The 20,071-nt window shown below is 31.0% G+C and carries 18 protein-coding genes; 4 read left to right on the top strand and 14 right to left on the bottom strand.

Annotation, left to right across the window (positions count from 1 at the left end; all coding sequences use genetic code 11):
• Positions 1-5: 5 nt before the first annotated feature.
• The 3 genes from KPL54_RS13040 to KPL54_RS13030 form a co-directional block, all read right to left on the bottom strand.
• Positions 6-854, bottom strand: a complete 849-nt coding sequence (locus tag KPL54_RS13040; RefSeq protein WP_216106967.1) for an MBL fold metallo-hydrolase — start codon at positions 852-854, stop codon at positions 6-8.
• 65 nt (positions 855-919) lie between these two features.
• Entirely contained in the window at positions 920-1,342 is a 423-nt protein-coding gene (locus KPL54_RS13035; RefSeq protein WP_216106966.1) for a VOC family protein, read from the bottom strand.
• 285 nt (positions 1,343-1,627) lie between these two features.
• Positions 1,628-1,903 carry a ribosomal protein L7/L12 gene (locus KPL54_RS13030; protein ID WP_216106965.1) on the bottom strand — a complete coding sequence of 92 codons (276 nt, stop codon included), beginning with the start codon at positions 1,901-1,903 and terminating at the stop codon, positions 1,628-1,630.
• 417 nt (positions 1,904-2,320) lie between these two features.
• Here KPL54_RS13030 and KPL54_RS13025 point away from each other — a divergent pair, with 417 nt between their 5' ends.
• Positions 2,321-3,169 (top strand): C1 family peptidase, encoded by an 849-nt coding sequence (locus tag KPL54_RS13025; RefSeq protein WP_216106964.1) that lies wholly within the window; start codon positions 2,321-2,323, stop codon positions 3,167-3,169.
• 124 nt (positions 3,170-3,293) lie between these two features.
• Here KPL54_RS13025 and KPL54_RS13020 read toward each other — a convergent pair whose 3' ends face one another.
• From KPL54_RS13020 to KPL54_RS12995, 6 genes are all read right to left on the bottom strand, one after another.
• Positions 3,294-3,689, bottom strand: a complete 396-nt coding sequence (locus tag KPL54_RS13020) for a GNAT family N-acetyltransferase (RefSeq protein WP_216106963.1) — start codon at positions 3,687-3,689, stop codon at positions 3,294-3,296.
• Between the two features lie 177 nt (positions 3,690-3,866).
• Positions 3,867-4,325 carry an AraC family transcriptional regulator gene (locus KPL54_RS13015; RefSeq protein WP_216106962.1) on the bottom strand — a complete coding sequence of 153 codons (459 nt, stop codon included), beginning with the start codon at positions 4,323-4,325 and terminating at the stop codon, positions 3,867-3,869.
• A gap of 236 nt (positions 4,326-4,561) precedes the next feature.
• Positions 4,562-5,881 carry a gluconate transporter gene (gene gntT, locus KPL54_RS13010; RefSeq protein WP_216106961.1) on the bottom strand — a complete coding sequence of 440 codons (1,320 nt, stop codon included), beginning with the start codon at positions 5,879-5,881 and terminating at the stop codon, positions 4,562-4,564.
• Between the two features lie 51 nt (positions 5,882-5,932).
• Positions 5,933-6,880, bottom strand: coding sequence for a sugar kinase (locus KPL54_RS13005; protein WP_216106960.1), 948 nt, complete (start codon positions 6,878-6,880; stop codon positions 5,933-5,935).
• A 45-nt stretch (positions 6,881-6,925) separates the two neighbouring features.
• A complete protein-coding gene (gene ilvD, locus KPL54_RS13000; RefSeq protein ID WP_216106959.1) occupies positions 6,926-8,644 on the bottom strand; it encodes a dihydroxy-acid dehydratase in 1,719 nt (572 codons plus the stop codon).
• Between the two features lie 301 nt (positions 8,645-8,945).
• Positions 8,946-9,614 carry a FadR/GntR family transcriptional regulator gene (locus KPL54_RS12995; protein WP_216106958.1) on the bottom strand — a complete coding sequence of 223 codons (669 nt, stop codon included), beginning with the start codon at positions 9,612-9,614 and terminating at the stop codon, positions 8,946-8,948.
• A 348-nt stretch (positions 9,615-9,962) separates the two neighbouring features.
• Here KPL54_RS12995 and KPL54_RS12990 point away from each other — a divergent pair, with 348 nt between their 5' ends.
• Together KPL54_RS12990 and KPL54_RS12985 are read left to right on the top strand one after the other, a co-directional pair.
• Complete coding sequence (locus KPL54_RS12990) at positions 9,963-11,210, top strand: HD-GYP domain-containing protein (RefSeq protein ID WP_253203463.1); 1,248 nt, start codon at positions 9,963-9,965, stop codon at positions 11,208-11,210.
• A 158-nt stretch (positions 11,211-11,368) separates the two neighbouring features.
• Positions 11,369-13,378 (top strand): methyl-accepting chemotaxis protein, encoded by a 2,010-nt coding sequence (locus KPL54_RS12985; protein WP_216106957.1) that lies wholly within the window; start codon positions 11,369-11,371, stop codon positions 13,376-13,378.
• A 220-nt stretch (positions 13,379-13,598) separates the two neighbouring features.
• Here the strand turns inward: KPL54_RS12985 and KPL54_RS12980 are convergent, their stop codons facing one another.
• Positions 13,599-14,294, bottom strand: coding sequence for a DUF975 family protein (locus KPL54_RS12980; RefSeq protein ID WP_216106956.1), 696 nt, complete (start codon positions 14,292-14,294; stop codon positions 13,599-13,601).
• A gap of 325 nt (positions 14,295-14,619) precedes the next feature.
• Here KPL54_RS12980 and KPL54_RS12975 point away from each other — a divergent pair, with 325 nt between their 5' ends.
• Positions 14,620-15,711 (top strand): GerAB/ArcD/ProY family transporter, encoded by a 1,092-nt coding sequence (locus tag KPL54_RS12975; protein ID WP_216106955.1) that lies wholly within the window; start codon positions 14,620-14,622, stop codon positions 15,709-15,711.
• 5 nt (positions 15,712-15,716) lie between these two features.
• On the opposite strand, the gene KPL54_RS12970 is transcribed toward KPL54_RS12975, so the two are convergent.
• The 4 genes from KPL54_RS12970 to adhE all read right to left on the bottom strand — a co-directional run bounded on the left by KPL54_RS12970 (position 15,717) and on the right by adhE (position 19,915).
• Entirely contained in the window at positions 15,717-15,938 is a 222-nt protein-coding gene (locus tag KPL54_RS12970) for a hypothetical protein (RefSeq protein ID WP_216106954.1), read from the bottom strand.
• A 140-nt stretch (positions 15,939-16,078) separates the two neighbouring features.
• Complete coding sequence (locus KPL54_RS12965) at positions 16,079-16,783, bottom strand: DUF1361 domain-containing protein (protein ID WP_216106953.1); 705 nt, start codon at positions 16,781-16,783, stop codon at positions 16,079-16,081.
• A gap of 257 nt (positions 16,784-17,040) precedes the next feature.
• Positions 17,041-17,199, bottom strand: coding sequence for a hypothetical protein (locus tag KPL54_RS12960; RefSeq protein WP_216106952.1), 159 nt, complete (start codon positions 17,197-17,199; stop codon positions 17,041-17,043).
• 94 nt (positions 17,200-17,293) lie between these two features.
• Positions 17,294-19,915, bottom strand: a complete 2,622-nt coding sequence (gene adhE, locus KPL54_RS12955) for a bifunctional acetaldehyde-CoA/alcohol dehydrogenase (protein WP_216106951.1) — start codon at positions 19,913-19,915, stop codon at positions 17,294-17,296.
• Positions 19,916-20,071: the final 156 nt, after the last annotated feature.

The raw sequence follows: 20,071 nt of genomic DNA, 5'->3' as shown, positions 1-20,071 counted from the left end.
AAATATTAAAGTCTCTCCATTAGCTTATCTTTTGTGTACACAATAGAAACAAAATTAGGACTCACAAAAGGTTCGCCACCTTCAGCATACATTAGACCTTCCATTGGATTCGCTGGATTAGCGTAAATTGTGCTTTTAGAAATGTCTATGTGACTAGCACAGTGAATTAATTTATTAATTATATCCTTGTTATAGGGATTAGTAAAATGGGACGCAATAATATTATCAAAATCAAGTTTATTCACTTTTTCTAAACTTTTAATATAAGTATGTATTGATGTACTCTCTTCAAGATGCATTAATACATGTGATGATATTGTATCTCCACTAAATAATACTCTATTTTTTCTATCTAAAAGTGCAATAGATCCATTGGTATGTCCTGGCAAATACATTACTTCAAGTTCTCTCTCTCCCAAATCAAACACATGTCCTTCTTCCACTGGAATTATAACTGAATTATCATTTCTATTTACATATGCCTCTTTTGAAAAGCCTTCTGGAAACTGTAAATTCTGTTGTTTAAAATATTCAATAAGATAATTCTTTACATCGGCTGTTGCATATTTATTTTTTACTGCAATATCTTCTTTATGAATATAAATTTTATCAAACTGATAGTTACCATTTACATGGTCAATATGCCCATGACTGTTCACAAAAATAATTGGTAAATTAGTGATAGATTCAACTATTTGCTTTAAATTTCCTATACCATAACCTGTATCAATTAATAGTGCTTTCTCATTACCAACAATTAACGTACAGCAAACCGTAGAAGAACCAATAATTGGTTCATTAATATGATATACTCCACCCATAATTTCTTTTACATTGAAATATTGTTTTATCATAATATCAATCCTCTCTCTTAAATTGAATAGTCATCCCACTCATTTGCTTTACTACTCAATTGTACTTATTTTACTCTTTGAGCAATTGGATGGTTTTCTTTAAACTGAACCAAATCCCATAAGTTTCCGTATAAATCTTTAAATACTGCAACTGTACCATATGATTGTTCTTTAGGTTCTCTAACGAATTCTATACCTTTTGTTATCATTTCGTTATAGTCTCTCCAAAAATCATCTGTTCCAAGGAATAGGAAAACCCGTCCGCCTGCCTGATTTCCAATAAACGATAGTTGTTCTGGTTTGGAAGCTCTTGCAAGTAATATTGTGGTTCCTGACGAACTTGGCGGAGATACTACCACCCAACGTTTATCTTGTTCCTGTTGGTATGTATCTTCTATTAATGTAAAATGAAGTTTCTTTGTGTAGAATTCAATAGCTTCGTCATAGTCTTTAACTACTAACGCAATGTGTACAACAGATTGTATCATTTTATTTACCTCACTTTCTTTACAAAATATAAATAATATTATGGTGTAGACTATTTTTACTATACCCTTGCCAGCTTTTTTTACGTCACAGTTTTCGAATGTTACGACTTAACCTCATGAAAATATACTAATCATTTTTTTTATTACGGAAATCATTAATAACATCTAAAACTAAGCCTATAGAACATATAACAAGTATTATAATTTGTTCCATGAACAAACCTCCTTACTTTTTTATACCTTGAAAGCTTTATCTTAATACACCGTAATATTTATATAGCTATTTTAATTCAATTCACTTAATAAATCGACATATTCTTTAGCTTCAATTAATCCCAATCCAGTAACTTCTCTATATCTTTTGATTGCTTTAATCCTTTTGCCTTCTAAAATTAGACTCTTTAATTCATCTGTTACTGTATCAGGCACTCCAACTTGTTCAACAATCCTATTTACATTTGTATTTATACGTTTAATATCACTTCGTATCAGACTAATATTACCTTCTATGCCTATAAGTAATCCTATGCCCATAAGTCCCAAAGCAACTGCATAATTCATTATTTCACCCCTATCCATTTATTGAAATTGTACTGGTTTTAGCAAAAAAAAACAATACAAATTGCATGAAACGTACTTTTACATTCCTTAAGAGAACAAAAAAACTCATTAAAAACAACTAGCGTTGCTCCAATGGAGAATAAGGAGTATTTAAAATCTTGATGTATGTACAAATGAGTAGGTTTAAATCATAATGCTCAAAAACCGTAGTAATTATAGATTTATATATACGACTGTTAAAATATGGTATATAATTACTTTTATTATATAAAAGTTTAAATAGCTAATAGGCATATAAACTTTGTATATGAAATGGGGGTGGGAGTTTGAAGTAGTTACTATTGTCTAAGTAATATAGAGATTAATCATCAGGATTGATATGGAAGTCCTAAAAAACAATTAATTGGGGGTATAAAAATGAAATTCAACAAAATTAGTATCAAAATCTTAGCATGTTCACTTGTAGTTTTAGGATCTTTAATTCAAACTCAAAATTCATATGCGGCTATTTTGCATCCAACAGGGTTAAATCACTTACATGAAAAAATACCAGGAATTAAAATGTTAGAGGATTCAGATAGTAAAATACAATTACCTGCGAAAGTTGACTTAACAAGTCAATTTCCTAAAGTAGATAATCAAGGAAATTTAGGAAGCTGCGTTACATGGGCAACAGGTTATGCAGATAAGACTTATCAAGAGGGTCAAGAGTGGAAATGGTCTTTAAATACAATTTCCAATATATTCAGTCCATCATATATATACAGTCAAATACATGCAGATAATTCAGCAGATGGTGGTGGGGCTAATTTTTCCGATGCATTTAACATTTTAGAGACACAAGGCTGCACTACATTAGCTGATATGCCTTATGATGGAAACGAATATGCATGGAAAACTACACCTACAGCTAAACAAAAAGCTAATGCAGCTAAATATAAAGCAGAAAGCTGGAATGAGCTTCCAGATGGTAATTATAGTGCAATAAAGGCACAACTTGCAAATGGTAACCCTGTAGTTATCGGTATATCAGTATATCCAGATTTTGATAAATTGGATGCTAGCAATCCAATTTATAATAAAGTTTATGGTACAAGTAGAGGTGGCCATGCATTATGTGTAATTGGTTATGATGATACTAAAAGAGCAGTTAAAATAATAAATTCATGGGGTACAGATTGGGGAATTAATGGTTATGGATGGATTAGTTATGATTTAATAAAGAGTCAAAACATAGAAGCATATACAATGACTGACGCTTTATAAATTATTCTTAGTATAGCAACAAAGTGAAAGTAACTCAATTAATATTGTGTTACTTTCACTTTATTTTTTGGATAAATAGTTGATGCTAATCTTGCTCATGTACAAAGTCGTCTTACTCTTTAATCTACTTTCTTTTCATGCCACAGGACTTCGGATCTACATACTCAAAATCAAATTGATAGTATAGCTTATCTGCTGGTTTATTAGCAATCAAACATACATATGCATTTTCATCTGTGTTTTTGTTTAAATAGGAATCTATTTCTCTCATAATCACTTTCCCTAGACCTTTACGTTGATAATTAGGATCTACCATAATATCAGAAACAACATAGGTTATCCCTTGATCACCCACAATTCTTCCAAAACCAATTAACTTATCATTATCCCATAAAGAAACAATAAACAATGAATGTTTCAATGCAATCTCTGTTTTTGATAAATCTTTCGTTCCCATTCCAGTTTTTAATCTCAAAGAAATATATTCTATCGCTGATGGAGCGCTATATGTTATATCCATGTCTATTGAAACCTCCGATTATATAAATAAATTTTATTGTTAAATTTAATTAAATTTAAAATCATTTTTAACTTAAATTTAACTACCTACAAGTCAGTGATTTCAGTAAATTATTAGATATTGATCTTATTTACTTAATTAAATTCTTATTAAATTTTGCCATAATAAAGCGATCATTTACTGAATTGCAACATATAAATAGCAATGCACTTTGCCATCTTTCGTATATTCACTTGGAACAGTGCTCTCAAAATCTGCTGTAAAGGTTCTATGTATATCGCCCGATTTTTGCTCAGACCATACCTTTTCCCATGCCTTTCTCGTACAAACACTTATTTCTCCGTTTTCATCTTTTTCATCGTATTTTTTATAAAATCCTTTACTTACTTCTGCCTCCATCTTTTGAAAAAAATCCGCTGTTACAGCCATTATCGTTAGATCATAATCTCCATTTTCATCACTGGAATAATTACTGTATTTTGAAACTGGAGAAATACCCTGTTGAAATACATGTTCACTATCAAAAATAATAGGTAGTTTTCCACTTGTAATATCATTCCAAATATCGCCAATATTATTTATTCCTTCTTTGGAATTATTCGTTCTTATTGTTATTTTGTTTAATTTATATGCCATAATTTTACTCCTCCCATTATCTAAATACTTTAAAAATGTGACACCCAAATTAAAGTTTACCATAAAAAACAATATTATCAAATATTTCAAATCGTATATTTAAGAGATTTTATTTTATTGTTAAATTTAATTAAATTTAACAGCATTTTAACTTAAATTTAACTACCTACAAGTCAGTGTTTTCAGCAAGTTATTAGATATTTATGTTATTTACTTAATTAAATTCTTATTAAATTCTAATGCACTACCATACTTAATAATAAAACCATAACTAAACCGACCACAGATATTATGGTTTCAAGTACTGACCAAGATTTTAACGTTTCTGGTATTGATAAATTGAAATACTCTTTAAACATCCAAAATCCAGGATCATTAACATGTGAGAATATTAAACTTCCGGCTCCAGTTGCGAGTACCATAAGTTCAGGACTAGCACCTGTTACTACAACTAATGGTCCAACAATACCTGCTGCTGTAAGTCCAGCTACAGTTGCAGATCCTAGTGCTATTCTAAGTATTGCTGCAATTGACCATGCAAGTACTAATGGTGAAATGGTTGATCCTTTCATGATTTGAGCAACATAATCTGCAACTCCGCTATCTACTAAGACCTGTTTAAATGCTCCACCGCCACCTATTATTAATAAAATCATAGATATTGCAGCTATTGATTCAGTTACAGTTTTCATAACTTCTGGCATCTTTTTACCGTTATTTAATCCAAAAGTAAATATAGCTAAGAGTACTGATATAAGAAGTGCTATTACAGGATCCCCTAAAAAGTTAGTGTAATTTAAAATAGGTGAAGTTTTTGGCAAATTAATAGTAGCAATAGCTCTTACTGCCATAAGTATTACTGGCACTAAAGCTGTAAACACACTTATGCCAAAACTAGGCATTTCTTTATCCGTAAACGTCTTAGGATTATATAAACCTTTTGGTATATCATGTTCCATATGTTTTAAGAATTTTGTAAGTACAGGACCCGCAAAGATTACTGCTGGCACGGCACACACAATACCATAAATTAAAGTTTTACCTAAATCAGCTTTATAAATAGCAGCTATAGCTGTAGGTCCCGGATGTGGTGGTAAAAATCCATGAGTCGCTGATAATGCTGCGGCCATTGGAACTCCTATGTATAAAAGTGGAATATCAGCAGCTGCCGCTATTGAAAACACAAGTGGGAGTAAAAGTACAAACCCTATTTCATAAAATAAAGCAATACCAACAATAAAGCCAGTTAATATAACTGCTAATTGTATATGTTTTTTCCCAAACTTATCAATTAGTGTAAGAGCTATTCTTTGAGCTCCACCACTATCTGCCATAAGCTTACCAAGCATAGCACCAAAACCAAGTACTAGTGCTAGAGAACCGAGTGTACCACCAACGCCCTTCGTTATTGAAAGAACAACACTTGGAAGTGGCATACCTTCCATAATACCTACTGATAATGCTACAATAATTAATGACAAGAAACCATTTAATTTAAAAGCAATCATAAGAACTAATAATAACGCAACTCCGAAAACAACAATTAACAACGGCATAATAAAATCCCCCTCTTATTTTTGTAGTAACCAAAACTTATAAACTTATCCCTATCTCGCAATCGTTTTCTTTTTCCCGATAAATGCCATTAGTTGTTCATAATTTGGATACCCTTCCATATCACCCTTTACAAGGACTGCCATAGCACCAACTCCATTTGCATATTCTCCACATTCTTTAAGATCTAATTTCTTTAACATTCCAGAAAGAAACCCTGCAGCAAACCCATCTCCTGCGCCTACTGTATCTTGAGGATTTTCCAGTTTATATGCATTTACATATAAACCTCTATCTTTATCTGCTATGTAACAACCCTCTTCTCCAAGTTTAACCGCTACAACGCTACATCCCATCTTTATAAAACTGTCTGCAATATCAGTAGGCTTTGTAAATCCAAGGAGCATTTCTCCTTCATCTATACCTGGAAAAATTATATCTGATTGTTTAGCAATTTCAAGCATAACTGGTATTGCCTCTTCTTTTGTCCATAATTTAAGTCTAATATTAGGATCAAAAGAAACTAGTACCTTATTTGCTTTTGCGACTTCTATTGCTTTAAATAATGTTTTTCTGCAGCTTTCAGAAAGTGCAGGTGTAATTCCAGTAATGTGAAGTATCTTTGCATCTTTAATATACGACTCATCTAATTCCTCTGCTTTCAAATTACTAGCTGCTGAACCTTTCCTATAGTAATAAACATTTGGATTAGAATGCATAAACCTTTCTTTAAATAATATGCCTGTATTTTTTCCAGGTTCAAAAATCACTCTTGATACATCTACACCTTCACCTCGAATTGTAGACTGTATATACCTTCCAAATTCGTCATCTCCAAGTTTCGAGAACCAACCAACTTTATGTCCTAATTTTGCAAGTGCGATTGAAACATTTGATTCTGCACCTGCAATTGATTTATTAAAGTTTTGAACGTATCTTAATGGGCCGGAGGAATCCGGGCCAAATAAAACCATAGACTCTCCAAAAGTAACTACATCCATAATAAAGCCTCCTATATATTCATGACATATGGTATGAATATAAATCTATTCCATATATCCACCCTTCATTGCAGCTACTGCACATTTAGTATATATACCGAGTATTCCTTTTGTATATTTTCTTGCTGGTCTTACCCAACTTTTTTTCCTTATTTCTAAAATTTCTTGAATTTCACTTTCAGTTTTTTCTTGTCCTTTTACTCCTATAATGCTAAGCACGCGGGCAACTATATCAATTTTTATAAGATCATTTTCCTCGACTAGTGCGATAGGTCCACCTTCACTTGCCTCAGGTGAAACATGACCAATAGCTGGTCCTCTAGTTGCTCCTGAAAATCTACCATCAGTAATTAAAGCTATAGATTCAACTAACTGCGGATCAGATGCGATGGCTTCTGTTGTATAAAACATTTCTGGCATTCCAGATCCTCTTGGACCTTCATATCTTATAAACACTGCATCTCCAGGCTTAATCTCTTTTGTTAATACCGCTTTTATAGCATCTTCCTCACAATTAAAAACTCTAGCTTTTAAAGTAACCTTCATTAGCTTTTTAGATATAGCTGAATGTTTTACTACTGCGCCACCTGGTGCTAGATTTCCTTTAAGTATTGCAATTGCTCCCTGAGCTTGAATTGGATTTTCTTTAGTTTTTATAATATCTTCTTTACTTATACCTAATGCCTCTAAGTATTTATTACAATTCTCATAATAACCATTTTTCTTTAGGTCATCTAAATTCTCACCTAGAGTTTTTCCAGTTACAGTAATCACATCTAAATGTAGGAATTCCTTTATTTCTTCCATTATTGCTGGAACGCCACCTGCATACCAAAAATATGATCCAGGATAAAATCCACTTGGTCTTATGTTTAATATAAATGGAATTTTTTTATGAATTTCATCAAATAATTCAGGATCAATGTCAATTCCAAGTTCATGTGCGATAGCTGGAATATGAATTAAAGCATTACTTGAACCTGCTATTGCTGCATGCACCATGATAGCATTTTCAAAAGCTTTTTTAGTCATTATTTGAGATGGTTTTATGTTCATGTCTATTAGCTTAAGAACATGTTCTCCTGCGACCTTTGCATTAATTTTTAATTGCTCTAATGTAACTGGCACTAATGCAGTTCCAGGCATTGCTATTCCTAATGCTTCTGACATTACTTGCATTGTTGATGCAGTACCCATAAATGAACAAGCACCACAACTCGGACACGCATTATGTTTGTAATATGTAAATTTTTCTTCTGTTATTTCTCCTCTTTCATATTGCGCACTATATGTTCCTATTTGTTCTAAAGTAAGCATATCAGGACCGGCATTCATGATTCCACCTGGTACCAAAATTGCCGGCATATCGAGTCTTGCAATAGCCATAAGATGTGCTGGCACTGCCTTATCACAACTTGTAATAAATACTCCTGCATCAAAAGGTGTTGCTTGTACATGTATCTCTATCATATCTGTCATAATTTCTCTAGAAGGAAGGGAATAATTTATTCCATCATGTCCTTGTGATTCTCCATCGCATATATCTGTTACAAAATATTTAGCCGGTTTTCCACCTTTGTTATTAATTCCACTACAAACTTCCTCAACTAATATATCTAAATGCGCACTTCCTGGATGACTTTGACCATAACTACTTTCTACAATAATTTGCGGTTTAGAAAGTTCATCCACGGACCAACCTGAACCTAATCTTAATGAATCTATTTCTGGTGCTATTTCTCTTAATTTTTGACTCTTTAACATTTATAATCACCTCATATTTTATTTTGTAGTTGTATGACACAAAATTTAGTTGTAACCCTTTAACTGCTATATAAAAAATTCATTTAACCGTTTTATTTGATTTATACGTTTGTAGTTGTCCTACAACTTATGTCTATATATTAATCAGTAAACGGTTTTATGTCAAGACTTTTTTATATTAAATAATTATATTTATGTATTTGTCAGTTTATTAAAAATAAAAATGCCCTATAGAATAGACAATTTTTAATCGTCTATTCTATAGGACAAATATTATATTAACAATGATTTTTATTAATATCTATTTTTTTATGTCTCTTATTGTTCGTTCTATATGTCTTTTTGCAAATAATTTTGCAAGTTCTGAATCTCTACTTTTTATAGCCTCTAATATGAGTTTATGTTCACTAAGTCCTCCAGAAGGTCCTAAATTATTATACAATAGCTTTTGATGGGCCCTTAAAAGATTCTTTAATATTTCGTTTACTTTTATAATCAAGGGACTATTGCTTCCTTCCACAATTTTCATATGAAAATTTAAATCTTCTTCAGTAAATTTTTCAAAATCATCTTGATATTTAATCATATTGTTATAACATTCCTCGATTTCATTTACTAAATCATCGCTACATCTTTGAGCGCAAAGCCCTGATGCTTCTGACTCTATGATTAATCTAAATTCCAATATGTCATTATAGTTATCTTGACCTAGGGTAATCATAGGTATTAAACTATTTAAATAAACAGATGGCTTTAAATCATTAACAAAAGTACCTCCCCCTCTCCTTTTGCTGACAATATTAACTGCAGACATTTTTTCTATAGCTTCTCTAACAGAAACTCTGCTTACTTGTAATTCCTCAGCAAGTTTAAGTTCTGACATAATTTTCATTCCTGGTTTATATTCTCCACTAATAATTTTTTCTTGTATTACATTAAAAACTCTATCACTAGTTCTTGTATCCTTCATCTCTTAATTCTCCTATATATCATTAATTTGAATTTATCAATATCTAATAAATGCATTATTATTTTATTTTACATTAATAGTATTATATCATGTGTTATCTATATAAACACTAATCAAATTTTAATAATAGAATCTACTTCTTTGATAGATACACTTATTACCTCCAACGGATCACTAAACTCTTGCAGCATTTTAAGATACAACTATTTGACCAAATTATGCTTTTCTTGTAATATTAATTGGAACACTAATGAATTTATGATAAATAATGAGACAACGATACTATAATAGTTTCAAAATCAAGGAGATGATTTTATTAAGAGTCAATTATCCGTAAACTTAGGTAATTTGCTATTATCTTTATCAGAAGTAGCAGATGTAGCAAATCCCTTGGTTGCACAACATCAACATAGAACAGCATTTATTGCACTTGAATTATCAAAAACAGCCAATTTAGGATCTGAAATTACAGTGGATATTTTTACTGCTGCATTATTACATGATATTGGCGCAGTATCTGTGGAAGAGAAAATAGCTATTCATAATTTTAAAGAAATAGATGAAAATATTCATACTATAAGAGGGGAATTATTATTAGAACAAATACCATGGTTAAGAAAAATTTCAAAGATAGTAAGAAACCATCATAGAAATTGGAACGATTGGGATGATAGTATAGAAAATCCAGTAGTTTTTTCTTCTCAAATCATCTTGTTATCTGATTATGTTGAGAGATTAATAAATAGGAATAAATATATCTTACACCAAGTTAACGATATAGTAGCAACAATAAAAAAATTATCAGGTACAGTTATACATAAGAACATAGTAACTTATTTTCTTGATTTATCTAAAAGAGAGGAATTTTGGTTAGATTTAACTTCTCCTAATTTATATTCATTGTTATTAATCAACGGGCAGTTTAAAAACATGCAAATAGAACTAGAAGATGTATCATTAATATCAAATTTATATCGTGATCTAATAGATTTTAAATCTAGATTTACGGCTACTCACACATCTGGTGTATCAGAATGTGCAGTAAAATTATCTGAATTGTTTGGCCTTGCAGAATTAGATGTAAAGTCAATGAGGATAGCGGGGAATTTTCATGATATAGGTAAATTAATAATACCAAACAGTATTCTTGAAAAGCCAGGCAAATTAACAGTTGATGAATTTGCAATTATAAGGTGTCATACTTATCATACATTTAGGACGTTAAATTCAATTGGTGGTTTGCAACGAATAGCTGAGTGGGCAGCTTATCATCATGAAAAATTAGATGGGAGTGGGTACCCATTTCATCTTACTAGTGAAGAAATTGGTACCGGTTCTAGAATAATGGCTGTTGCAGATATATTTACAGCCATATCTGAAGATAGACCTTATAGAAAAGGAATGGATAAAAACGAAATTTATACAGTTATAAAAAAACAAGCAAATGAAAATTTATTGGATAAGCGGATTGTTGAATTGCTATTCGACAACTATGAAGTTATAAATACACAAGTAAAAATGGGACAATCAAAAGCACTAAATTTTTATAAGACACGTTTTTTATCAATAATTAATGAGAACAAGCGTAAATTATAAATCATTTTATTATAAATGTGTTATAGAACATTGTCTATTTTGGTACTACTGGATATTTTTCAAAATTAAAACAAATAAATCTTGAATGTTGGAAACTTTTAGTGGTAAAATATACTTTAAAAAGAAAATATGTCGAATAATAAAAGAGGAGGATACATATGAAAAATATTAAAAGAAAACGAATTAACTTAAGAAGCCTAAAGGTTAGATTATTAGTAGTTTTAGTCATACTATGTTTAGCGCCCATAAGCATACTAGGAATAATTATTTACAATAAATCTCATGCTATTTTAGAATCTAAGGTTAAATTAACTTCTGCGCAAACATTGGTTGAAGTTAACAGAGGAATTACTAACTATTTAGTTGGAATACAGGGATATGTGGATATGTTAGCCGCTAATATTGATTTAAAATCATTGCAACAACACCCTGAATTTAAACCTTATGCTTTAGGGGCATTGCAATCTGTTAAGGACAGTAGAAAAGACTTAACTAATGTGTATTTTGCAAGTTCTAACAAAAACTTTCTAATCTATCCTATTCAAAAAATGCCTAAAGGGTATGACCCAACTGCTAGACCTTGGTATACTAAGGCGGTAGAAAATAAAGGTAATGTAATTTTTACAGAACCTTATAAAGACGCTAATAGTGGATTAATGATGTTTTCAATTGCAAAAGCTGTAGAGAATAATGGGATAATAGTAGGTGTAATTTCCACGGATATTAATTTAACCACTATATCAGATAGCTTGTCTTCAATTAAAATAGGTAATAACGGATATACTTCCGTGTCAAGCATGCAAGGTTTAATGATTTCTAATCATGATAAAAGTTTACTCGGAGGGAATGAAGTAAATACTCTATCTTATTGGAATAATGTTAAAGTAAATAAAGAAGGTGTAGAAAACTTTATTTACAAAGGAGTAAATAATTATTGTGTTTATACAACTAATGCATTAACAGGCTGGAAAATTATAGCTTATATGCCTACGACTGAATTATTAAATGATACAAATGTTTTAAAAAATATTACCCTTCTAATTATTTTAATATTAGGTATAATAGCCATATTTGTGTCCATAATATTAAGTAAGTCCATAACCGCAAAGCTAGATAAATTGGAGCATATATTTAGCAAGGCTTCTGATGGTGATTTATCAGTACACGTAGATATAAAATCTAAAGATGAATTTGGTGAATTAGGAAACCATTTTAATACTATGATTGATAATATAGGTAATCTTATTAAGAAGGTTAAAGATACGGCTGAGACTATTTCAACAGCATCTGAAGAAATAAATAAGATGTCTAGTGAAACTGCAGTGGCAGTAGAGGAAGTATCCTTAACTATCGATCAAGTTGCAAATGGCAGCTCAGATCAAGCTCAAGATATTGCGAATGGCGCAGACTCTGTTCGAAAACTAGGTAATAGTATTGACAATATAAAAACATTAACTATTAAGATAGATACGGTATCTAAAAAGACTGACGATTTAAGTGAAAATGGCTTAAATGTGGTGAATATGCTTATAGAGAAAACCGAAGAAGCAAATGCCTCAGCGCAAAAGGTTACAGTTGTTATTGAAGAAATGAATACAGTAAGTGAAAATATTGGAGCTATAACTGAAACTATAAATAGTATTGCATCACAAACTAATCTTTTAGCTTTAAATGCTGCTATAGAAGCAGCTAGGGCAGGAGAGGCTGGCAAAGGTTTCTCAGTGGTCGCAGATGAAATAAGGAAACTAGCAGAGCAGTCTGCGGTTGCCACAAAGCAAATTCAAGAATTGATTTTAAAGGTTAAAGAAAAATCAGTACAAGCAGTTTTAACAATGGAAGATTCTAAAGATGTAGTAGAGAAGCAGACAAATGCAGTAATAGAGACTAAAACCATATTCAATAAGATTTCCGAGTCTATAAGAAATCTTAAAGTCGGAGCAGATGAAATTTCTTCTTCTATAGCAGAAACTAACATTCAAAAGGATGACATAGTTGATAAAATGCAAAGTATTGCTGCGGTAAGCGAAGAGTCTTGTGCAAGTACAGAGGAAGTTTCCGCAACAACAGAAGAAATAACAGCAACCATGAATGAGTTTAGTAATACTGCAGAAAATATGAAAACTCTCGTGGATGTCTTAGAATCAGCAATCTCACAATTTAAGTTATAACCTTCTGCAATGGAATCCAACATAAAATCATTTTTATCATTATTGTTAGAAGTAGAATAAATTTTTCAACATAATAAGTCTAAATCACTTAAAAATATTATTTAAGGATTTAGACTTATTAATTCTTTACTGCTTTTTGAACATAACATATTCAAGAGCCACATTCATTTATGTATATGGGTTTTAGCACATCAACTTAACATAAATACTACAGTGAAAGTTAATACAACTGTTCAGCCTCGGGCTGATAATTATTTAAAAAGAAGTTAGCTAATGTTAATTCCATATAAGGTACTATCCACAATAAAGCTATTCCTAAAGTTACTAATGACATAAACACCCATCCTATATAGCTTAACTCCAAAAGGAATAATTCCATTTTATGACCATACATGTTTTTTTTACTTTTAGCTAGTGCTTTAGTTACACTGATATTATCTTCCACTGCTATAATGTAGTATGACATCCTGTAGTATAAAGTTATGAAACAAGTAACTATTGCCATAACCAACGAAAGAAAGATTCCATCTCTTGAAGAATATATTGCAACTAATCCATTAATTATCATAAGTCCATTAAGTACTAAATATATTACTGACGATGCTATAAGATATTTAAATCCACTAAATATAGTTCCTACACTTACTTTCTTTTTTTTGCTAAGTCTGCTATAAAATATAACTGAACTTAGCGCTAATGGAGATACTAGTATAGTAACAACACATGATACTGACTGTATGTTAATATGAATTGTTAAATTTATTACTGTGATTACTGTTATTAGTGAGATTAGTATAATTGGTATAAAAGCATATATTAGAGTGAATCCAATAGCTATTCCCCAATTACCACTTAACTGTCTCGTTGCTTGCGCTTTGTAATCTGGTTGAATTCTTTCTGGCGTATCATTTTCCATATTTGAGTGCCTCCTATTTTTTATTTGAATGTTTTTCCTTATAATGCTTAATGACACCTTTGCTTAAATTTTAAAATATCAGAGATTAATATTAACTATTTACTTCTAATTTTTCTTCCAGAGTACTTTATTTACACATTACCCTATAAAAACCAGTAATACAACATGTTTTGTGTTAAATGTCGTTTTTCGCTCATAAACGGAAGTTGTTATTATTCTTATCTCGTAATTATGTATAGATTAATTGATATGACTAAATACTTATTTATTGGGAAAATTAATATATATATATTTTTATTTAAAGGAAACACTTTAGGAGGAATAAATGAAAAATGAAGCTATTTCAGAAAGACAAGGCATTATATTGATAATACTTTTTCTACTTGGGAATTCTCTTTTAGTGGGCTCTGGAAATCCTGCAAACAAGGATGCCTGGCTTGCAATAATTATTGCTGTTTTATGGTCGATTATACTATTTCTTATCTTTTCTAGAATTTTATCTTTATATCCAGGAAAAGATTTATTTGATATACTCCCAATCGTTATGGGAAAGTTTCTAGGGAAAATAATGAACATACTAATGATTTGGTTTGCCTTTCATACTGGGCTCTTAATTATTAGAATTATATCAGAATTTACTAATGTTTTAGTGTTCGCTAATACACCTGTAGTAATACCAATGATTTTTTTTACTATATTACTTATATCGAGTCTAAATGCAGGTATTGAAGTCTTAGGCCGCTGGGCTGAATTCTTCAGTTTTATTGTAATTTTAATAGTTTTAATTGTGCCTGTATTATCAATTCCACAAATGGATATTAACAGATTAAAGCCAATACTAGATAATGGTTTATCACCACTTCTAAATGGTGCTTTCTCGAGTTTTTCCTTTCCATTTGGTGAAGTTGTAATTTTTACAATGGTATTTTCGAATATATCAAAAATCAAAAATTACAAAAAAACATTTATGGTAGGCTTATTCGTAGGAGGAGGACTTATAATTTTAACAGTTTTAAGAAACATTTTAGTACTAGGCAGTGAATCCGGCTCTAGTGTATATTTCGGCTCTAGCATGGCAGTAAGTCTTATTAGCCTTGGTTTTCTTCAAAGACTTGAACTTACAGTAATTATTGTATTTTTAGTTTGTATATTTGTTAAAGTAAGTATATGTACTTTTGCAGTTTGCAACGGAATTTCAAAAGTTTTTGGGTTTGATGATTACAAATTTATTGTAACACCTATAGCTCTTTTAATGTTAAACATCTCTTTTTTTATTTACAAAAGTACCATGGAAATGGCATTTTTCACTTATAATATATGGCAATATTATGCCTTCCCTTTTGAAGTTATAATACCTTTAATTGTTTTTATTGTAGCGGAGATTAAGAGTAGATGTTCTACCTTTAAATTTTTTTAAATACCCTAATAATCTTCTTTTACAAGTACGAATGCTTCTATAATTGTTTCATCACCAGAAACTCCTTGTGAAACCTTTTTTCTAAGTTCATTTGATTTATATAAAAGTTTCTCATTACTTAGTGAATCGAATTTTACACTGTTTATTTCATCTGCAATCTTTTTATAATTATTATATTCAGATTTATTAGACAAATTTAAAATCTTTCTAAAAAAAGTTCTTGGCATTTATACCACCTTACTGAGAATTTACTTAATTATACACTATCAAAGTGTTTCTTTCCTACTCCTTATAAAATCGCAAAAAAATAACCATCTAAATTTGATAGTATGGTTATTTTTGTGATATTTTTCAATTATAATTTAACCTATTCTGCTTCAGAATTTCCTGCAATAACCTTACGAAACAAGACATAAAATAGAAACATAATTAAAATAAATCCAGCAAAAGCTCCCATAAACTCAATAGCAAATTTATTGATATTAGCGAATAATCCTCTTATTACTGACAATGGCCTAAGTAAATCCCAGCTGTTAAACCTCAAAAACCTACCAATATAAACTCCAACTCCACTGATTAACGATACTCCCGCAACTATAAAAAAACTTATTAGTTTTGCTCTCTTTTGGTTTAAAAAGCGATAAAATATATTAAGTGATTCCATTCCAATTAGTAGTCCATAGACAACTCCTATTCCAATAACAAATAGTTTCACCCAATGCATTATATCATTACTATACATGATTCCATTATTAATTGAATACTGAGCAGATGCTTCAAACCACACTAACTTATCGCTGGATATATGGATAAAATCAGTAATCATATACACCGAATTCGGGAAAAATATAAGCCAAAGTATTCCAAAAATAATTGCTACTATGCGCTTGTTTTTTTTATTTTGAAATAGTGAAAACTCAATGAAAAACAATGGCAACGTAGCAAGCAAGATATTCCAAACCAACATAAGATATAAAAAACTATGATCATTAATTACCATAAAAAAACATAGTACCCCATAAACAAACATAAAAAATAATATACCACTGTATTTTTTTAAAATTAAATTCATTTCAAACTCATCCTTCCTTAGCTAATATAAATAATTATACTATTTTTACTGTAACTTCTATATATAAATTTAAAATATTTTCAATTAATAGAACAGTAAAAATATTCATAAGTAACAATCACTGACTATTATAACAAAGTAATCATTAAGAGAAACTATAAATTAAGCAGCCAATTTATAGTTTTTCCTATAAATTGGCTGCTATTATTTTTAAAAGAAAAATGAATGTAATACAGTATTATATATATTATAAGCTCCTATAATGGAACTTTTGCAACTTTCGGCCTTGTTTTAATCCTTTTAAGTTGTTTTTCAAGTTGTTTTTCAGCATCAAGCCTTATAAGGTTTTCAATTTTGACTTCCATGAATTTGTCTTTCATTTGCTCATTTGACATATTTTTTATATAAACATTCATGCATATACGCCATCCTCTCAGGTACACTGTTATCTTTTCATGTGATATAACTCTTAAATATCTACTTTAAACCTTTCTTTTATTGATTAATATTTTATTCAAATACTTTAATATACATTGCCTTAATTTCTTTGATTAATGGGTATCTTGGATTAGCACCTGTACACTGATCATCAAATGCTAGTTCACACATTTCATCGAGTGTTTCATAAAAGTCTTCCTTTTTAACCCCTGCTGCACTTATTGACTTCGGAATATTAACTTGATCTTTTAATGCTTGGATAGCTTTAATTAGTAAGTCTACCTTTTCGTCATCTGTTTTTCCACCTAAGTTTAGTGCTTCTGAAACCATTGCATATTTTCTCTTAGCATTCGGATATTCATATTGTGGGAAAGTACCTTGTTTTCTTGGGTTATCTACAGCATTATATTTTATAACTTCATTAATTAATAATGCATTAGCAACGCCGTGTGGCACATGATGTTTTGATCCTAATTTATGTGCCATTGAATGACAAACTCCTAGGAATGCATTACCAAATGCCATACCAGCCATTGCTGAAGCATGAGCCATTCCTTCTCTTGCTTTTATGTTTGTTTGACCTTCATTATATGCGAGTGGTAAATTCTTAAATATTTCTTTTATAGCTTCTAGTGCTAATCCATCTGTAAATGGTGAAGCCATAACTGATACATAAGATTCTAACCCATGAGTTAAAGCATCTATACCTGAAGCTGCAGTTAATCCTCTTGGCATATTTGTCATAAGCTCTGCATCTATTATAGCCATATTGGGAAGTAATTCATAATCAGCTAAAGGATATTTAGCTCCTGTTTTTTCATCAGTAATTACTGCAAATGGAGTGACTTCTGAACCAGTACCTGCTGTAGTTGGCACTGCAACCATATAACATTTTGAGCCCATGACAGGGAATGTATAAACTCTTTTTCTAATGTCCATAAATCTCATAGCTAAATCTTCGAATTTTACTTCTGGGTGTTCATATAATACCCACATGATTTTAGCTGCATCAATTGGTGATCCTCCACCAATTGACATAATTGTATCTGGTTTAAATCCGTTTAATTGTTCAACACCTGCTCTTGCTGTAGCTAGGGTTGGATCTGGTAACACATCTGAGAACACCTTAAACTCTATTCCAAGCTCTGTTAAAACTCTTGTAGCTCTATGCACAATTCCAAGATCAACAAGAATCTGGTCAGTCACTATAAATACTTTCTTTTTACCCAATACCTTTAATTCTTGAATCGCTTTCTCAATGCAACCATATTTAAAATAAACTCTTGATGGAACTTTAAACCAAAGCATATTTTCTCTCCTCTGCGCTAAATTCTTAATATTCAATAGCTGTTTAATTCCAACGTTTTCTGAAACAGAATTCCCGCCCCATGATCCACAACCAAGTGTTAATGAAGGAGTAGTCTTAAAGTTGAATATATCACCTATTCCACCTTGAGAGGATGGCATGTTAATCATAATTCTTCCTGTTCTCATAAGCGAACTAAACTTGGCTATTCTATCTTTAGACTTAGTTCTATGAGTCCATAATACGCTGCTGTGACCATATCCTCCAAGTACAACAAGTCTTTCCGCTTTAGCTAGTGCTTCTTCAAAAGTTTTAACCTTATACATACCAAGTACTGTAGATAATTTTTCATGTGAAAATTCTTCTTCAAGTTCTACGGATTCAATTTCACCTATAAGAACTTTTGTCTCTTCAGGAAGTTTAATTCCTCCAAGGGCCGCTATTGTTGAAGCTGATCTACCTACCTGCTTCGGATTTAATCTACCATCAACTAATATTACTTTTCTTATTTTTTCTGTTTCGTCTGGTGTAAGGAAATAAGCTCCTCTTTTAATAAATTCTTTTCTAACTTCATCATAAATACTCTCCATAACGATTACAGTCTGCTCAGAAGCGCATATTGTTCCATAATCAAAATTCTTAGAAAGTAAAATTGAACTTACAGCCATTTTAATATCAGCTGTGTCATCAATAATTGCTGGTGTATTTCCTGAACCAACGCCAACAGCTGGTTTTCCTGATGAATAAGCAGCTTGAACCATTCCTGGACCACCTGTTGCAAGTATTAAATCTGCTGATTTCATAACAAGCCCTGAAAGTTCTATAGAAGGCTCATCTACCCATGCAATTATATCTTTTGGTGCACCTGCTGCTACTGCTGCATCTCTCACTACTTTAATTGCTGCAATGGTACATTTTTTAGCTCCTGGATGTGGAGAGAAAACGATTCCATTTCGGGTTTTTAAAGCTATAAGAGCTTTGAATATTCCAGTAGATGTTGGATTTGTAGTTGGTACAACTGCAGCTAGTACTCCAATTGGTTCATAAATTTTAGATATACCACCGGCTTCATCATTTTCGAAAACTCCTACAGTTTGTGAATCTTTATAACAATTATATATATATTCAGAAGCAAAATGATTTTTTATAACTTTATCTTCTACAAGTCCCATTCCTGTTTCTTCAACAGCTATTTTGGCTAGTGGAATTCTTTGGTCATTTGCTGCTATAGATGCTGCTTTAAATATTTGATCTACTTGTTTTTGTGTGAAAGTTGAATACTCCTTTTGCGCTGCTCTAACTTCAGCCATTCTTATATCTAATTCCTGCGCATTTGTAACCCTCTGGGTAGTTGTCTTCTCCGGTACTTTATTATTTACCACTTTCATAAGACCACCTCATTCGTAAAATTTAGTTGCTTTAAATATTTTACTCAACTATAAACTTATATAGAGCAAAAATCATGCCAACTATACGTGTATAACGTTTTCATTGGCATAAACAAATTTACTTAGGTGGTGTTGTATATTATTTATACTATCCCC

The sequence above is a fragment of the Clostridium estertheticum genome (genome assembly GCF_018861295.1).
In the GTDB taxonomy this organism is placed as follows: Bacteria; Bacillota; Clostridia; order Clostridiales; family Clostridiaceae; genus Clostridium_AD; species Clostridium_AD estertheticum_D.
Note: the sequence above shows the minus strand (reverse complement) of the source record. Positions and strands in the feature narration are given on the sequence as shown.